The sequence below is a fragment of the Nitrospirota bacterium genome, from assembly GCA_030684575.1.
Lineage (GTDB): Bacteria > Nitrospirota > Nitrospiria > Nitrospirales > Nitrospiraceae > Palsa-1315.
Map to the genome: position 1 here is coordinate 140259 of JAUXVD010000021.1, position 16572 is coordinate 156830.

Genomic DNA, 16572 nt, shown 5'->3' on the forward strand with positions numbered 1-16572 from the left:
GAAACAATTCGCCAGCGTCGTTCTCGGCTCATCGAAATTCTCAACGTACCCTCATGGGTACGCCTCCGGTTTCGACTCACCTCCGGCCTTGCTGACAAACTGTTTGAGCATCCCGCTAAGCTCTTCTTTTATCATTCGATGCCCTGTCGGCCATCAAAAAAACTGCCATGAAAAGCTAGCTGCTCTCTAGCCCATACACCATGTCCGAAACGATCTCTTCAACATCAGCATCCCAGTGGTTCGTTCCTGTCGCTGCGGCGCTAGGAGACGGAACAGGCCGCCCCTCGGTCGCAGGCTTATACGGCTCCACCGCCGGGCTTGCCCTCACCATGCTCCTGCATCCCCAGATGGGCAAATTGGGGAGTCGGTCCTGGCTGATCGTCACCGGGTCGGACGAGGCGGCTGAACGCCTCTTTGATGACCTGCGATTTTTCCATGACCTCATCGGCCTTCCCACGGCTCCCCTCGCGCTGTTCCCGAAATGGGAAATCTTGCCCTACGAGAACAACGCGCCTCTGGTCAATCTGGTTGCGCGCCGGATGAATGCCCTGCATCACATCCGGACCACCCCACAGACCTGCCTGGTCACCTCGATCGCGGCGCTCATGCAACGGCTATTGCCCGTCGAGACGTTTAGCCACACCACCCTGCAACTCAAGCTGGGCGGCACGATCGAACGAGAAACCCTCACCGGAGGATTGTTACGGCTCGGCTATCGGCAGGTCTCGGTGGTGGAAATTCCCGGAGAGTTCAGTATTCGAGGCGGCATTGTCGATATTTTTTCGACGGCCTATGCCGACCCGCTACGAGCAGAGTTTCTTGGCGAAACCATCGACTCGCTCCGCCTCTTCGATTCGGCCACGCAAAAGTCCATCAAGAAGCTGGATCGAGCGATCGTCCTGCCCGCACGGGAATACTTGCGTGCCGAGACGTCGCCGGACGCCCTTGCCCCCATCCCTGCGGATGCAGAATGGCACGCACCGGATCTGTATCCCCGTATGGACACCCTCTTCGACTATTTTACCGAACAGCCTATCTTGGTCATGGATCAGCCTGCCGGATTGAAAGGGAGCTGCGAGGACCTCTGGGGTAAAATCGACGACGGTTATCTCCGCCATACCGACCGGGAGTCCCTCGCACCTTATCCATCACCGGAACGATTGTTTCTCTCCTGGGCTGCGCTCTTGGATTACACGAAGCGGTTGCCCGCCCTCGCACTCGAGCCGCTCACACCAAGCGATGCATCCTGGAGTCCGGTCCTGACTTTTCCCGCTCAGAGCCCGGCCAGCGCAGGCCTCGGGGCTCGCGGCATGCCCTTCAGCCAGACCCTGGCCATCATGGATCGCCTGCGGGATGAATGCCGCGTCGTGCTCGTCGCGAGAAGCCGCGGCCAGGTCGATCGCTTGCTGGCGCTCTTGCGCGAACACGATGTGCCGGCGACGGAATGGACTGCAGGAACCTGGACCGCGACCGGAAAAACCAAAGCGCCGTTCTACGTCTTGCACGGCGATCTGTCCGCGGGGTTTCTCGCTCCTGACTTGCGCCTGGCGGTACTCACGGAAGAAGAACTGTTTGCCAAGGGCGCACGCCACAAACCCCAGGCCAAGAGTAAAGCCGCGACGTTCCTTTCGTCGTTGGAAGATCTCAACGTGGGCGACTATGTCGTCCATGTCCAACATGGCATCGCCCGGTATCAAGGTCTCAAGCGCCTCTCGGTACAGGACTTCGACAGCGATTACTTGATCCTGGAATTCGCCGGCGGGGACAAGCTGTATGTCCCCCTGGAGAAACTCAGCCATGTGCAGCGGTATAGCGGGGCAGACGGCCATGGCCCACGTCTGGAACGGCTCGGCGGAACCAATTGGGCCAAAACGACCGCGCGCGTCAAAAAGGACATCGAGGAGATGGCCCATGAGTTGGTCGACCTCTATGCCAACCGCGAACTCGTCACGCGCCATGCCTATGGATTCGACAGCACCATGTACCACGAATTCGAAGCCGCGTTCGAATATGAAGAAACGGCGGATCAGCTCAAAGCGGTCGAGGACATTACCCGCGACATGGAGTCCAGCAAACCGATGGACCGATTGGTCTGCGGCGACGTGGGGTACGGAAAAACGGAAGTGGCCATGCGGGCGGCCTTCAAGGCCGTGGAGGCCAATCGCCAAGTCGCCGTGCTCGTGCCCACAACCCTCCTGGCCCACCAACATTACGACAACTTCTCGGAACGGTTCGCTCCGTTCCCCGCACGCGTGGCCCTGCTGTCCCGTTTCCAATCGCCGAAGGAGGCCAAGGCCATTCTCAAAGACGTGGCGGCCGGGGATGTCGACGTCATCATCGGAACCCACCGGCTCGTCCAGAAAGATGTGTTGTTCCGCGACCTGGGTCTCGTGATCATCGATGAAGAACAATGGTTCGGCGTCAAACACAAAGAGCGATTGAAACAACTCCGCACCCAGGTCGACGTCTTGACGCTTACGGCCACCCCGATTCCCCGCACCTTGCAAATGGCCATGGCAAGCGTACGCGATCTCTCCATCATCGAAACCCCGCCGGCAGGCCGCCTCGCCATTCGCACGCAGGTGGTCCGATTTAGCGACACACTCGTGCGAGAGGCGATCTTGCGGGAGCTGGGACGTGGCGGGCAGGTCTACTTCGTCCATAACCGGGTCGAGACGATGGAAAAGACGGGAGCCTGGCTCCACCAATTGGTGCCGGACGCGCGCATCGTGATGGCCCATGGGCAGATGAACGCGAAACCGCTTGAAGCCGTGATGTTGAAATTCTTCCGGCGGGAAGCCGACGTGTTGATCGCCTCGGCCATTATCCAATCGGGCATCGATGTGCCCCATGCCAACACGATCATCATCAATCGTGCTGACATGTTCGGCCTTGCACAGTTGTACCAATTACGCGGACGGGTGGGCCGGAGCGGCGATCAAGCCTACGCCTACTTCCTGGTACCAGACGAAGGGCAACTGAGCGAGGACGCACAGAAACGCCTGACTGCGATTCAGCAATTTACCGAACTGGGAGCCGGCTTTCGGATCGCCGCAGCGGATATGGAAATTCGAGGCGCCGGCAATCTCCTTGGCAAGCAACAGTCAGGACATATCGCCGCCATCGGACTGGACCTCTACATGCAGATGGTGGAGCAGGCCGTCCAGCGCCTCAGAGGCCAGGTGGTGGAAGAAGAACCGGATCCCGTACTCCGGCTCAACGTTTCCGCCTTCATCCCGGATGCCTATGTCGCCGATCCTCATCAGCGCCTCTCTTGTTACAAACGGCTGTCGTCCTGCACCCAAGTCGGAGACCTCGCATTGCTGCATGGCGAAATCCAGGATCGGTACGGGCTGGCCCCGGACTCCGTCGAGCGGTTGTTCGAAGTCATGCAGGTGCGGCTCCAGGCCAAAGCATTGCGCCTAGCTGCCATTGAGCTCAAATCCCACTCCGTCGTTGTGACGCTCGACGCTAAGAGCAAGGTCTCGAGCCAGGCGATTCACCGGATGATGGACCGGTACAAGAAACGCGTCTGCTTCCTGTCTCCCCTCTCGTTCGAGCTCCAAATGCCGCACCAGGATTGGCCTTCCATCTTTCGAGAACTCACCGCAACCTTGCAAAGCCTGGGAGTCTGTGATACCAACACAACAGTGCCTCCGCGTCCATCTCGCTAACAAGGTCTTGTGCACTTATGATTCGATCATCGAACGGTTCCATCAACGTCGTCGCGGTCCGCCTCGTCTGTCTGCTCGCCGGCGCCATCGGCGGCGGTCTCGTCCTGCTGACCAGTTGTACGCCTCCGCCAGAGGAAAGTGTGTTGGCCCTCGTCAATGGCCGACAGATCACACAGAACGAATTCGAAACCCGCTGGGGAGAACTGGCCGACGCGACCAGGGCGCGGTACGAGAAAGACGGAGGCAAGCGCCGCTTCCTCGACGAGCTCATCACCCGCGAACTGCTCATGCAGGAGGCGCGTAAACAGGGACTCGATCAGAACGATGCCATCCGCGATCGCGCGCAACGCTATCGGGAACAATTGATCCTCGACGAACTCCTCAAAGATCGCATCAAGGCCAAAATCGAACTCTCAAAGGAGGAGTTGGACGCCTTCTACGAGAAACATGCCCATGAACTCCTGACACCCTTGAAGGTCCAGGTATCGCAGATGTTGCTGCCCAATTTCCCCGCCGCGAAAGATCTCGAAAAACAGGTCAACCAGGGCGGCGACTTCGCCAAATTTGCGCAACGCTATTCCCTCGACAACAAAACGAAGGCCAAGGGGGGCGATCTTGGCCCCTATCACAAGGACTTGGTCATTCCCGAAGTTGACGATGTCATTCATACCCTCAAGCCCGGCATGGTCAGTGCCCCGATCAAGACGGACGCCGGCTATTACCTCGTCATGATCACGGCACTCGATAAGGAAATTATTCAGGCAGATTTGGCCGTTCGTGAGCGCCTCCGGCAAGAACTGCTCAACGAAAAACGCCGAAAACGTTTTGACGATGTGATCGCCGACATCCGCACAAAGGCGATCATCCGCCTCGCCGACGCCTCCCGCTACGTGGCCGACGACGTCGGCACACACTGACGCCTCGCGGATCGAGATGGCCTGCATTCCGACTCCTCAACGCCTTCACAAATCGTGTACAATCTCCCGGAACCTCGTCGACCGGCCGATCTCGACGGCATAGGACGAGCCTCCTATCCATAATCGCGTTCCGTCCGTTCATCACGATGACACCACACGGGTTACGACTCACAGTCTTCTTCGCATTTGCACTGATCGCACCGGCGGCCCTTCTTTCGGCCGCGCAGGTGGAAGATCGGATCGTGGCAATCGTCAACTCGGACCTCATCATGCTATCCGATATGAAACGGGAACTGACCCCCGAGCGGGAGCGGATGCAGAAAGAGTTTCACGGCGACATGCTCGCGCGGCGACTCAAGACGGCGGAATACATGGCGTTGACCTCGATGATCGAACGCAAGCTGCAACTTCAGGAAGCGAAGACCAGAAGCGTCGAGGTCTCCGATCAGGAAGTTCGACAAGCGGTCAAGAATATGAAGCAACAGGGGGAAACGATCGACGAGACGAACCCGGCAAACATGAAAAATGTCCGGGAACAGCTGACCTTGCTCAAAGTCGTCGATCGCGAAGTGCGAAGCGGGGTGATGGTGGCAGACTCCGACATGAAACGATACTTCCAGGGGCACCGCGATCGATTTGCGCTCCCGGAGGAATATACCCTCAGCCAGATTCTCATCCTCTCCCGGTCACCGGACGATATGGCCGATGCCAAGGAAAAAATGCGTGACGTGATGAAACGGCTGAAGCAGGGGGAGTCCTTCGAAGACCTGGCACTGCAGTATTCAGACGGCCCAAACGCCACTCGGGGAGGGCGCATCGGCCTCGTACGGCAGGGAGAGCTCTTACCGGGAATCGAACGAGCCATCACGAATCTCGTACCCGGCGGCATCTCGGATGTGATTGAAACCTCGGAGGGCATTCACGTCGTGCGGCTGGATGACAAAAAACCCAAGCAGTTCCGCCCGTACGAGGAAGTCCGCGTTGAAATTCAGGGGCTCGTCTTTCAGCAGAAAAGCGAAGATGTCTTCCAAGCCTGGCTAGCCGACCTCAAGAACAAGGCCTATATCGAGATCAAGTTTGAAGCTGCTCCTTCAGGGCCGCCCACAACCGGTCCCGCCCCTCGCCCGTCGACGACGAGTAAGGAATGATCGTCCCGCCTTCAGCCAATCCCAGCCCTTCATGAAGCCGGCGCAATGCACTGACGCGCTCACTCATTTTCAACTTGTCGACTTTCGTCGCCACGACGATGGGGGGGCGTCCGACGGACAATAACCATGCGATGGTTTCACGATCCTGTTCGCTCAACACCCGGCATTCGACCAAGACGACCACCGCGCTGAGTTGCTCACTGCCGTTGAGATACTGCTCGATCAACGGCGCCCATTCAGCCCGCAACGCTTTCGACACCCTCGCATATCCATATCCAGGCAAGTCCACCAAGACGAACCGCGCCAACCCGGGGTCGTCGCTGGTGACCTGGAAAAGATTGACCAAGCGGGTCTTTCCCGGCGTACGGCTCACCTTGGCCAGCCCTTTGCGCTGCAAGAGAGAGTTGATGAGCGAGGATTTCCCGACGTTCGACCGCCCGATGAAAGCGACTTCAGGGAGCTGACCCTTCAGAAACTGTTCTGGACCCGCACAACTTCTGATAAACTCTGCATTCAAGATTTTCAATGGTCACCCTCATAGATAGGCAAGGAGCACGAGGCGAGAAGCGAAGCAAGGCACGTATCAGCCCCCTTACCTCTACCTTGTGCCTCGCACCCTGTCATACGCATCGGACTATGAGGAAGTCAACCAAACAATCCCGCTCCCGCGTGAAGGTCTTCCTGATTCTCGGACTCTGCCTCCCGATCGGGGCGGTCCTATTTCTCTGGCTGCTCACCATGCCGGACGTCTCGATCTTACGCGCGACCAATCCACCCGTGACGGCACTCATGGAAGCACGACAGACCCAAGCCGAATCACAAGGCCACAGCACCAAACGCCATTGGATATGGGTGCCGCTCTCTCGTATCGCTCCCTCACTCCGCCAGGCGGTCGTGGGAGCGGAAGATGCGGCGTTCTTCACCCACGAAGGATTCGACTGGGAAGGGATCAAAGAGGCCGCCAAATATAACCTCGAGGCGGGTGAACTCAAGCGCGGCGGGAGCACCATTACCCAACAACTGGCCAAAAATCTCTATCTCTCCTCCGAACGATCCTTGTTTCGGAAGGCCCGGGAAGCGTTGATCACCCGCTCACTCGAACAGCAACTCACGAAGGAACGTATTCTCGAACTGTACCTCAACGTCGCCGAATGGGGACAGGGTGTCTACGGAGCGGAGGCGGCAGCCCGCCACCACTTCAAGAAATCCGCACGTGACCTGACGCCCGATGAGGCCGCCTGGCTGGCGGCCATCTTACCCTCGCCCAGGCGATACGATCCGATCAGAAAAACAACGGCCTTGACTCGCCGACACGAACGGATTGTTCGTCGGATGAACCAGACGGCGCATCATGACATCAAGCCTGAGTAAAGACGGATACCCGGCATGAGAGGCGCTTCATTCGTGCAGGTCTGCGGTCTCATTGCCACCTGCCTCGTTCCGCACCTCACGCTCGCCGAAGATCCCGCGAAAGAATTCTCCGTCTTGACAACCGATGAAGTCGTGATATCCGCAACGAGAACGGCGGAGCCGATCTCGCAGAGTGCGTCTGCCATCACCGTGCTCACACGTGAGCAGATCGAGCGATCTCCCTATCCTGGCGGACATCAGTTGGACGATCTGCTCAGATCGGTTCCAAGCGTCCAGCCTGCGACGCTGAGCAGTCGCTACAATCATCCTACCGCTCAGTCTGTGACGTTGAACGGCTTGGGCACTCGTCGTACCTTGGTGCTGCTCGATGGTGTTCCGCTCAACGATGGGTTTGGAGGATGGATCAATTGGGGCTTGATCCCGAACGACATTGAACGGGTCGAGATTGTTCCAGGAGGGGCCTCGAACCTCTACGGTACCTGGGCCATGGGCGGTGTCATCCACATCATCACGAACACCCCGGCTGAGGGAACAGGATTCAAGGTGGACAGTCAGGCCGGCACACTCAGCACGTATCAGCAGGCGTTGAATGCCCGGTACGGAACCGACCGATTCCGTTTTTCGATTGGCTACCGTTGGTTTCATACGAATGGGATCATTCCGGTCCCGGCCTATCAGCAAGGGCCGGTGGACAGGACGAATGACTCGCGGCACGAACTGCTCAACGGCAGACTGGCCTGGTTACCGTCAAGCAGAACAACCGTTGACCTCTCAGGAAGCCTGTTCCGGGAAGACCGGACATTTGGAACCAGCCTCAGCCTGGCTTCGAGAACGATCGGCAACATCGCGCTCGGGCTGCATAGCGACCAGGGACAAGGCGGTCGATGGGAAAGTAAACTGTTCGCCCAATGGCAGACCTTCCGGAATCAAACGTCCCAGATCACACCAAACCCGCTCCTGCGCCTCGCAGAGTTCCGCAATCTGATTCAGACCATTCCCAGTAACGACTTCGGCGGGTCACTGCAATGGACCGGCAGCCTCTGGGGACCGGATCGGCTGGTATTAGGCACCGACGCGCGAACGATCATCGCACAAGCCATCGACGATCTCTTTTCCTCGGGAGGCTTCACCGGGCAAACCTTGGCCCGCGGACACCAGCTCGGGTGGGGCCTGTTCGGGGAATGGATCCTGCCGGCGACAGAACGCTTGACCGTCACGCCAAGCCTCCGGGCCGATTGGTGGAAGAACTACAATGCGAGAAGCGAATCTCCGACTGCGACCACGGCCTTTCGGGATAACACCGTTCAGGTCGTGAATCCGAAACTATCGGCGAACTACGCCTTGACCAATAACGTCCGCGCGGGCGCTTCGATCTATCAAGGATTCCGGGCCCCGACGATCAACGAACTCTACCGGGGCTTTGGATTTAGCGGGTTCAGCTTCCTGCCCAACGATCAACTTCGCCCTGAGCGACTGACGGGGGCGGAGGTCAAACTGGAAGGAACCCTATTGCCTGACCGATCGTTCAGCTGGCGCCTGTCGGCCCATCGGGACGAAGTCAAAGACCAGATTCTCTTCCTCTCACAAGGACCGGCAGCCGCCCAACGGCAGAACGTCGGTAGGACTCTATCCACTGGTGGAGCGCTGGATCTCTCGTATCGGGTCACGCCGCTCCTCTCGCTGAGCTTCGGCTATGCCTATGTCGATTCAGCCATCACCAGCCTTCCAGGAGCGCAGGACCGAGAAGGCAAGCGAATCCCGAACGTCTCGCGGAACCAACTCACTGTCGGCACGACCGGCGGCAGATCCGACTGGGCAGAGATCACGATCATGGCCCGATATCTCTCGCGCCAATACAGCGACGACTTGAACCTGCAACCGGTGGCCGATTTCGTCGTACTCGACGCGTCACTCCAGCATGAGATTCGAAAAGGGCTCAGGCTGGTTCTCAACGGTGAAAACCTCACCGACCGGCACTATATTGCGACACAGACCGGTTCGATCAAGACGCTGGGGAGCCCGCTCCTGATCATGGGCGGGATACGCGCCGAATACTGAGCTTTATTCGAGAGGCGAGGAATCACCGATCTCGGACGAACCCTGTTCGCCAAAGATCGCCGACTCATGCAGGTAATGTTTGAATTCGAGGAGGTTCCCGGAGGGATCTTCGAGAAAGAAGGTGTGGTGTTCGAGGCTGGTGCCGGGGAACCGGAGACGAGGCTGTTGGTAAAAAGACAAGCTGTTTACCTGAGCCTGCTCCAACAACCGCTGCCACGAATCTTTCGATAAAAATACCAGGCCAAAATGGCGGGGATAAATGCCCTGTTGCGGCGACAGGGGCTCCGCAGTCAGATGGGCCACAAGTTGGTGCCCTGCCAGTCCGAATAGGACCGCGCGGCTCGATTCACGCCCCAACGTACAACCCAGTCCTTCGACATAGAAACGTTTCGCCGCCGCCACATCGTGCGTGGGAAAGGCCAGATGAAACAATGCATCCTTCATGGAAACTGCCCTCGAACCGTAGGTGTCCCCCTCCCCTTCCACCAGCCCGCGGCCATATAGGGCGTCACATGCTTGATGGCACATCGTCCGTCCGGCGAAAGGACTAAGGCCCCGGCCGACCCTTGGACCCGAGACACCAACATACGCAACACCTGTCGAGCTGCAACTGCAGGACTTTTCCCCATCGCTAGATAATCGCAGATGGTCTTGGCGATGACAAGACGGATGATCCCCTCTCCGACACCGGTCATCGACACGGCACCGCTCTGATTGTCCGCATACACGCCGCAGCCAATAAGCGGACTGTCGCCAACCCTCCCAGGCAACATCGAATCGACGCCCCCGGTCGATGCCCCTGCCGCCACCGTTCCAAACTGATCCAAGGCGACCGCGCCGACGGTTCCATGCTGGTCCTTGCCGGCCTTCTGAGATTGTAACATCGCGCGATAGAGCCGCATCGTCTGCGCGGCGGACGTTGAGGGAAAAGATCGACCGGTACTCCGGCGAGGCGACCGCGCTTTGGGCAATGGAGCCAATTGACAATATTGCGCAAATTTCGAGGCCTGGGGTCCGACGAGCAAGATGTGAGGGGTCTCCTCCATGACCAGTCGGGCGGCGGTAATCGGGTGCAGAATCCCTTCGATCGAAGCGACCGCGCCGGCTCCGAGCTGCGCCCCTTCCATGATCGAGGCGTCCATCCGCTGCACGCCATCGAGCTGGCGATTCGCCCCTCGCCCTGCGTTAAACAGACCGGACTGTTCCAAGAGACCGATCGTACATTCGACGGCGATGAGGGCAGGGCCTCCCTGCTCAAGAATGGCATAGCCGATGACGAGCGCATCGGCCAGGCAGGTGGCCTGCGTCGGCGTCATGCGTCGACGACCTGCGCCTCCATGGGCAAGAATGAGGGGAGCGGAACTGGTCAATTGAGAAGTAAATCCCGAACCTGGCGGTAGGCCGGATCTTTCATACGGTCCAAATCGGACCGCACAAATCCCAGGCCGGTGACACAGAGCTCGAAATTATCGGAGAGTGTACGAAACAGCGGGGGCTCCTCCCCTGATGGACTGTCGGCCATTTGCGCAACAATTCCATAGGAACGTTTTCCTGTCTTCATATAGTCCACGAGAAAATCTTTGTGGTAGATCATTCCTGCCGTCTTGAGGCGGCGCAGGTATTCCGGAAACAGGCCCGCCATGAACAGTGTAAAATCTCCGATGTGCTGATGCACATCGCGCTCACGATCCATCGACTGCGCCTCGAGCAGCACCTCGGATTCGAACAGGAGATCGACCACCGTATCGACCGGTTGGTCTTGCAGATTCCTGATCTTATACAAATGGTCAGTGTGGGTAAAGTCGACCAGCAGGTTGGAGACGTAGCTGGTGACATTGACGTCGGGCCACCCGAGATGTTCCGTGAAACTCTTCTCGGTCAGGGCGCCGAAAAACTGCCGGAGCGGATGCCGTGGCGGAACTTGCGTTCTCATATCCACCTCTCACACATTCCGAAGACTCGTGAGTTCAGTATAGCAGATGTTCTCAAACGTGCCGATGTCGGCCCATGATTCTTCTATCGGTCTTCACACAAAAGACTTGAGCGCGATACAATCAGCAGGACCGAAAGGCTGTTCAAAAAGACCGTCCAGCAATGCCGCAGCCGATGGAAGCACCGGAGGCGTAGCCCCTGGCTACGTTGAGGATGCTTTCGAGGCAAGAACGAAGTTGGCGGGATTTTTCAACAGCCTGCTAACTCACGCCACGGCTATCCAAGACAAAGGTCACCGGTCCGTCGTTCAATAGATCGACCTGCATGTGCGCGGCAAAGATACCGGTCTCAACCGGAGTCCCCTGCGCCCGCAATTCCGTAGCGAGCGATTCATAGAGACGCTTGGCTTCGTCAGGCGGAGCCGCCTCCTCGAAACTCGGTCGCCGCCCGTTCGTCGTCCGTCCGAGGAGCGTAAACTGGGAAACCAACAAGACCGATCCGCCAACGTCCGTCAACGAGCGATTCATCTTTCCCTGTGCATCGGAAAAGATCCGGAGGGTGCGAATCTTCTCGACGAGGTACCGGCTATCCGTCTCCCCGTCCCACCACCCGACCGTCGACCTCAACTGCTGCTCTCGTCACCCGCTGAATCACCGCCTTCATACATTACCGTTCCGGCCGAAGCTGCGCGATCGTGCCCTCAAGAGTGAGCAGTTTGCGTTTCAACGGCAGACCGCAGGAAAATCCACCAATCGACCCATCATGTGCCACGATCCGATGGCATGGAATGATAATCGGCATCGGATTCGCCCCCACGGCATTACCGACAGCACGGGCATAGTGGCTGCCTCCCACGCGCATAGCGACCCATTGATAGGATCGCAGCCTGCCATAGGAAATGCTCAGCAGCGTTCGCCAGACCTTTTGCTGAAAGCTCGTCCCTCCCGAGAGGTCGAGCGGCAGATCGAAGGATTGACGTGCTCCGTCGAGATAGTCGATCAATTGGGCCTGTGCCTCTCGCAATCGTGAAGAGGCCCGGCCCTCCAGTAACTCCACAGAGTCCGCTGGCAGCTCGGATAACAGGGCCCGGCGCGACACCCGGGGCATCACCATCGCGTCAATACCTTTCGACGATTCGGAAATGCCCATCCAGCCCCATCGTGTTTTGAAGACGATCGCCTGATGCATGTATCACCTCAACGGCCGATCACTCGCCCCAATTTTTTCCGTACCATTCCCCACACAAACACAAGCTCTTCAGAATGCAGCAGAGCATGGACGCCCAGATAGCCGCTCACGCTCAAGCCAATTGCCATCGTAAGCATGATCGACTTCTCGAGCCAATCACCGGGATGCGCCCACACCTGCGCTGCCGCAACCCAGCCACAGATCGCAACCAACGGCACAGAGGCGACCAGCACACGGAGCGACGAGCGTCCCACCGAGCCCCACTCGATGCCGCCTAACCGGCGATGCAGCACCCCGACTAAGATCCCTCCATTCACCATCGCCGCCAAGGCGGTGGCCAAGGCCAGACCAGCCGGACCAAGCGACGACATGAGTAGAAGTGAGAACAGGAGATTGGCCGCAACGGCAATAGCTGCTGAGATGGCCGGCGTCCGCGTATCTTGCAATGAATAAAAGGCCGAAACAATGATACGGACTCCTCCGAAGGCCCAGAGACCGACGGAATAACAAAACACCACGAGCGCAGTCTCAGCCGTATCGTGCGCCGTGAAGGACCCATGCTCGAAAAACAGATGGATGATCGGTTGCCGCAGGAGGATCAACCCCAGCATCGCTGGAAGAATGATGAACAGGATCATGCGCAAGCCGAATCCCAATGTCTCCCGCAATTCTCCCAACGCGCCGCGCGCGGCCTGAGCAGAGAGGGTCGGCAAGATGGCTGTAGCCAATGCCACACCAAAAATTCCGAGCGGAAACTGAATCAGCCGCATGCCGTAAAAGAGATAGGTCGGCCCGCCTGCAAAGAAAGAGGCGAGGATCGTGCTCACCGTAATGTTGATCTGTGTCACCGACAGACCGAGAAGCGATGGGATCATCAGCGTCCCGATCCGCCGTAACCCTGGATGCCCCCACTCCCATCGAAATCCGAACAACAACCCTCGCAGCTTCAGGCTGGGAATCTGCATGGCAAATTGGGCGGCCCCTCCTGCAACCACCCCGATGGCCACGCCAACAATCGGCTCCGACAGGTACGGTGATACAAACAATGCACAGCCGATCATAAAGACGTTCAGAAAGAGCGGCGAGAAGGCCGGAGCCGCGAAGGCCCGCACGGAGTTGAGAATCCCCATCGCCAACGCCGCCAGGCTGATAAACAGAAGATAGGGGAACATGACGCGGGTGAGCAGGGTCGTCAGTGCAACCTTATCAGGATTCGCGTCAAATCCAGGCGCAAGAAGCTGCACGAGCCACGGCGCGGCAAGAATGCCCATGACCGTAACCAGGGCGACGATCGTCAACAGCGTGGTAAATACGGCGCTGGCCAGCTCCCAGGCTTCCTGCTTGGTGCGCAGCGTCCGATATTCCGTAAAGACCGGAATGAACGCCGAGGACATCGATCCTTCGGCAAAGAGTTCGCGCAGTAAACTGGGAATCCGAAAGGCGACGTAGAACGCGTCCGCGGCGGGCGTGGCACCGAAGAGGCGGGCCAAGACCATGTCGCGGACGAAACCGAGAATCCGGCTGGAAAATGTACCGATGCCGATCACCCCAGCCGCTTTCACGACGGAATGATTTTCGTCATGCGATGCTGGTGGAGAGCCGGGTGACGTGGCAGGTTCGGACATAGGCTTGGATTCTAGCGGAACCTCGCCAGGCAGTCTATCAAGGCAACGATTATGATTCTTGAATCAAGGTGTCGGGCAACTCGTTCGGATTGTCGCCTGAACCGGCAGGACTAATCTGTCCAAGGAGGATTCCACATTTCGCAATCGCCTCACAGATGGCGTCGGTCGCTTGTCCTCTTCGAATGCCGTCGGTCATGCCACTGACCAATCCGTCCCATGTGCCGGGAGGGACGCGATCGTTGAGACCTTTGTCCGCCAAGACATGCACGCGGCGCTCCAGCAACGAAACAAGGATGAGGATGCCTGTACGGCCTTCCGTATTGTGCAACCCGTGCTTGTAGAAGGCCTGCTCGGCACGCAGGGTCACTTTATGGACCATGCGCTCGCGTGACGTGACGAGACGGATGATCTCCGGAACTCTGCCAAGCCATTGCCCGAATCCATAGGCCACAACGACTGCCAACAAGAGCCAGCCGGCATTGCCGGCATGCCAGCCCCAGGGTAGCCAGTAGATCTCGATCGTCAGGAGGAGAGCCAGCACGAGCAGGGCAAGCATGAAGCCGGTTCGATAGCTGGCTTCACGGTACAGAGCCGAAGCCGGGACGATCATGGGCACAATCTCACCCTGCGTGACCGACTCGGCCTGTTGAACCGCTCGCCTGATCCGCTCACGCTCTATGTCGGTAAAGGGCTTCATCTACCAATCTCCCGAGGCACCGCCGCCGCTAAAGTCACCACCCCCGCCACTGAATCCGCCGCCGCCGCCGCCAAATGAACCGCCGAATCCGCCACCAGATCCCGTCATGAAACCTTCTCCCCATCCTCCACCCTGGCCTGCTCCACGGTTGGCTCGCAGGATGAGCCACAGCAAGAACGCCGTCACGACGGCGGCCAGAAGCCCCAACCCCACCGTCGCAGACTGTGCCACGAGGAAGGCGAGCAGGCTCCCGAGCAACGCACGGGTACGTTGAAGCCCATGGCTCAACACGATACCGGCCAGAGTCCCGACGACAATCCCTATGATCACATACTGAAGGCCCGTCGGCTCCTGACCGGAACGAGCGCGATCGGCCAAGACCTCCTCTGCCTGATAGGTACCTTCAATGGTACCGAGGATAGCCTGGACTCCGGCAATAATCCCGCGAGGCAGATCACCTGTCCGAAACCGAGGCACAATCTCCTGGCGAATAATGTGAGCGGACCTCAGGTCCGTCAAGGGACCTTCGAGGCCATAGCCGACTTCTATGCGGACTTTTCGCTCGCGCAGGGCGACGAGCAGCAGCACGCCATTCCCCGTCCCCCTCTGGCCAAGTTTCCAGGTGGCACCGACGCGATGAGAGAAGGCTTCGAGCGGCTCGCCTTCAAGTGTCGGCAGAATCAGCACGGCCACTTGATTGCTGGTTTTCGTCTCGTGAGCCTCGAGGTCGCGGCTGAGTGAAGCTGCGACATCAGCCGGCAACACATGTGCAAGGTCCACGACGCGGCCCGTGAGGGCCGGTACCTCCAGCGCCCAGGCCGAGGTGGCCATGAGCAGTATGCCGAGAAAAACCATGAGCCGCGCCGGCCCTCGCCAGACACGGCTCATGCGCAGTATCTCCATCGTCAGCCTATGTTCAGTTAAATTTGACCTCTGGCGGCTTGGCCACAGCCTTTTCATCCGCCACGGTAAAGTTCGGCTTCTCTTCCAGATGGAGGAGAAACTTCGCCGTTAGGTTCGTGGGAAAATAGCGGACACCCTTGTTATACTCCGCCACTTTCTCGATGTAACGTTTGCGCGCAACAGCAATGCGATTTTCAGTCCCCTCGAGTTGGCTCTGAAGATCACGGAAGTTCTGGTCGGCTTTCAGATTGGGATAATTTTCTGCAATGGCGATGAGGCGGCCCAACGCCGACGTAAGACCGGCCTGTGATTTTTGGAATTGTTCGAAGGCGGCTGGGTCTTTTAACGTTTCTGGCGTCACCTGAATTCCCGTGGCTTGTGCACGCGCCTGCACGACCCCTTCAAGCGTATCCTTCTCATGCGCGGCGTAACCCTTGACAGTCGCAACCAGGTTCGGGATCAGATCGGCTCGCCGTTGGTACTGATTGATCACTTCACTCCAGGCGGCTTTGGTATCTTCGTCCAACCCCTGGAGATCGTTATAACCGCACCCTGAGAGCCCGACAAACACCATCGTCATGGCGATGGTGGCACATAACGAGATCCGACTGCCCATGGTGCTCCTCCTTTAACATACGCACGCGCCGGTCTATAGCGCAGGATATCGATCATGCTATCATGCGGATCATCTGTATGATACGGAGGCAGGACTGTCCAATGTCGCTCGAATCCTCGTCACATTTGTCAGACGGATTTCAGGTGAGGCACCGCACCCTCGGCATCTACCAGGGAAGTGCGATCGAGCTGGCCTTCTGGCACCCCTCATCCGGGATGCCGGAATATGGACTCTGTCGGTTCGCCACGAAAGAGAAGGCTGAATCCTATCGCACATACCTCTGTTCCCCTGCATGCCCGGAGCCGCTCAATGAGAAGGATCTCACCATCGAACCCTACGACCTCGCTGCACATGAAGAACTGATCAACGATCATCCGCTTTACTCTGCCTGGGAAACTCCAACCTAGCAGGCTGCCGGAGAAGTCGCCGGACAGGAAACGCCG

15 protein-coding genes and 1 pseudogene are annotated in these 16572 nt (G+C 58.4%); 6 read left to right on the forward strand and 10 right to left on the reverse strand.

Annotated features, from left to right (window positions below; translation table 11 throughout):
* Positions 1 to 200 precede the first annotated feature (200 nt).
* The 3 genes from mfd to Q8N00_15915 all read left to right on the forward strand — a co-directional run bounded on the left by mfd (position 201) and on the right by Q8N00_15915 (position 5739).
* Positions 201 to 3674 (forward strand): transcription-repair coupling factor, encoded by a 3474-nt coding sequence (gene mfd / locus Q8N00_15905; protein MDP2384276.1) that lies wholly within the window; start codon positions 201 to 203, stop codon positions 3672 to 3674.
* A 17-nt stretch (positions 3675 to 3691) separates the two neighbouring features.
* Entirely contained in the window at positions 3692 to 4591 is a 900-nt protein-coding gene (locus Q8N00_15910; protein MDP2384277.1) for a peptidylprolyl isomerase, read from the forward strand.
* A gap of 146 nt (positions 4592 to 4737) precedes the next feature.
* A complete protein-coding gene (locus Q8N00_15915) occupies positions 4738 to 5739 on the forward strand; it encodes a peptidylprolyl isomerase (protein MDP2384278.1) in 1002 nt (333 codons plus the stop codon).
* On the opposite strand, the gene yihA is transcribed toward Q8N00_15915, so the two are convergent.
* On the reverse strand, positions 5663 to 6265 hold the full coding sequence (gene yihA / locus Q8N00_15920) for a ribosome biogenesis GTP-binding protein YihA/YsxC (protein MDP2384279.1): 603 nt from the start codon (positions 6263 to 6265) through the stop codon (positions 5663 to 5665). The genes Q8N00_15915 and yihA overlap by 77 nt on opposite strands.
* A 110-nt stretch (positions 6266 to 6375) precedes the next feature.
* Between yihA and mtgA the strand changes: the two genes are divergently transcribed.
* Complete coding sequence (gene mtgA, locus Q8N00_15925) at positions 6376 to 7110, forward strand: monofunctional biosynthetic peptidoglycan transglycosylase (protein MDP2384280.1); 735 nt, start codon at positions 6376 to 6378, stop codon at positions 7108 to 7110.
* Between the two features lie 15 nt (positions 7111 to 7125).
* Positions 7126 to 9168, forward strand: a complete 2043-nt coding sequence (locus tag Q8N00_15930) for a TonB-dependent receptor (GenBank protein ID MDP2384281.1) — start codon at positions 7126 to 7128, stop codon at positions 9166 to 9168.
* Positions 9169 to 9171: 3 nt separating this feature from the next.
* On the opposite strand, the gene Q8N00_15935 is transcribed toward Q8N00_15930, so the two are convergent.
* The 9 genes and pseudogenes from Q8N00_15935 to Q8N00_15975 form a co-directional block, all read right to left on the reverse strand.
* Positions 9172 to 9612 (reverse strand): VOC family protein, encoded by a 441-nt coding sequence (locus Q8N00_15935; protein MDP2384282.1) that lies wholly within the window; start codon positions 9610 to 9612, stop codon positions 9172 to 9174.
* The gene (locus tag Q8N00_15940) at positions 9609 to 10538 is read right to left on the reverse strand and encodes an isoaspartyl peptidase/L-asparaginase family protein (protein MDP2384283.1); all 930 of its coding nucleotides are present in this window, start codon (positions 10536 to 10538) and stop codon (positions 9609 to 9611) included. The genes Q8N00_15935 and Q8N00_15940 overlap by 4 nt, the downstream gene beginning before the upstream one ends.
* Positions 10535 to 11101 carry a hypothetical protein gene (locus tag Q8N00_15945; protein ID MDP2384284.1) on the reverse strand — a complete coding sequence of 189 codons (567 nt, stop codon included), beginning with the start codon at positions 11099 to 11101 and terminating at the stop codon, positions 10535 to 10537. Before Q8N00_15945 ends, Q8N00_15940 begins: the two co-directional genes overlap by 4 nt.
* A 259-nt stretch (positions 11102 to 11360) precedes the next feature.
* A pseudogene (gene dtd / locus Q8N00_15950) lies at positions 11361 to 11763 on the reverse strand (D-aminoacyl-tRNA deacylase).
* Between the two features lie 3 nt (positions 11764 to 11766).
* Positions 11767 to 12288 carry a methylated-DNA--[protein]-cysteine S-methyltransferase gene (locus Q8N00_15955; GenBank protein MDP2384285.1) on the reverse strand — a complete coding sequence of 174 codons (522 nt, stop codon included), beginning with the start codon at positions 12286 to 12288 and terminating at the stop codon, positions 11767 to 11769.
* Between the two features lie 8 nt (positions 12289 to 12296).
* Entirely contained in the window at positions 12297 to 13913 is a 1617-nt protein-coding gene (gene murJ / locus Q8N00_15960) for a murein biosynthesis integral membrane protein MurJ (GenBank protein MDP2384286.1), read from the reverse strand.
* A gap of 49 nt (positions 13914 to 13962) precedes the next feature.
* Positions 13963 to 14610 carry a TPM domain-containing protein gene (locus Q8N00_15965; protein MDP2384287.1) on the reverse strand — a complete coding sequence of 216 codons (648 nt, stop codon included), beginning with the start codon at positions 14608 to 14610 and terminating at the stop codon, positions 13963 to 13965.
* Positions 14611 to 15498 (reverse strand): TPM domain-containing protein, encoded by an 888-nt coding sequence (locus Q8N00_15970; protein MDP2384288.1) that lies wholly within the window; start codon positions 15496 to 15498, stop codon positions 14611 to 14613.
* 28 nt (positions 15499 to 15526) lie between these two features.
* Positions 15527 to 16129: a LemA family protein gene (locus tag Q8N00_15975; GenBank protein MDP2384289.1), complete on the reverse strand. Its 603-nt coding sequence runs from the start codon at positions 16127 to 16129 to the stop codon at positions 15527 to 15529.
* A gap of 101 nt (positions 16130 to 16230) precedes the next feature.
* On the opposite strand from Q8N00_15975, the gene Q8N00_15980 reads away from it, so the two are divergent.
* Positions 16231 to 16536: a hypothetical protein gene (locus Q8N00_15980; GenBank protein ID MDP2384290.1), complete on the forward strand. Its 306-nt coding sequence runs from the start codon at positions 16231 to 16233 to the stop codon at positions 16534 to 16536.
* Positions 16537 to 16572: the final 36 nt, after the last annotated feature.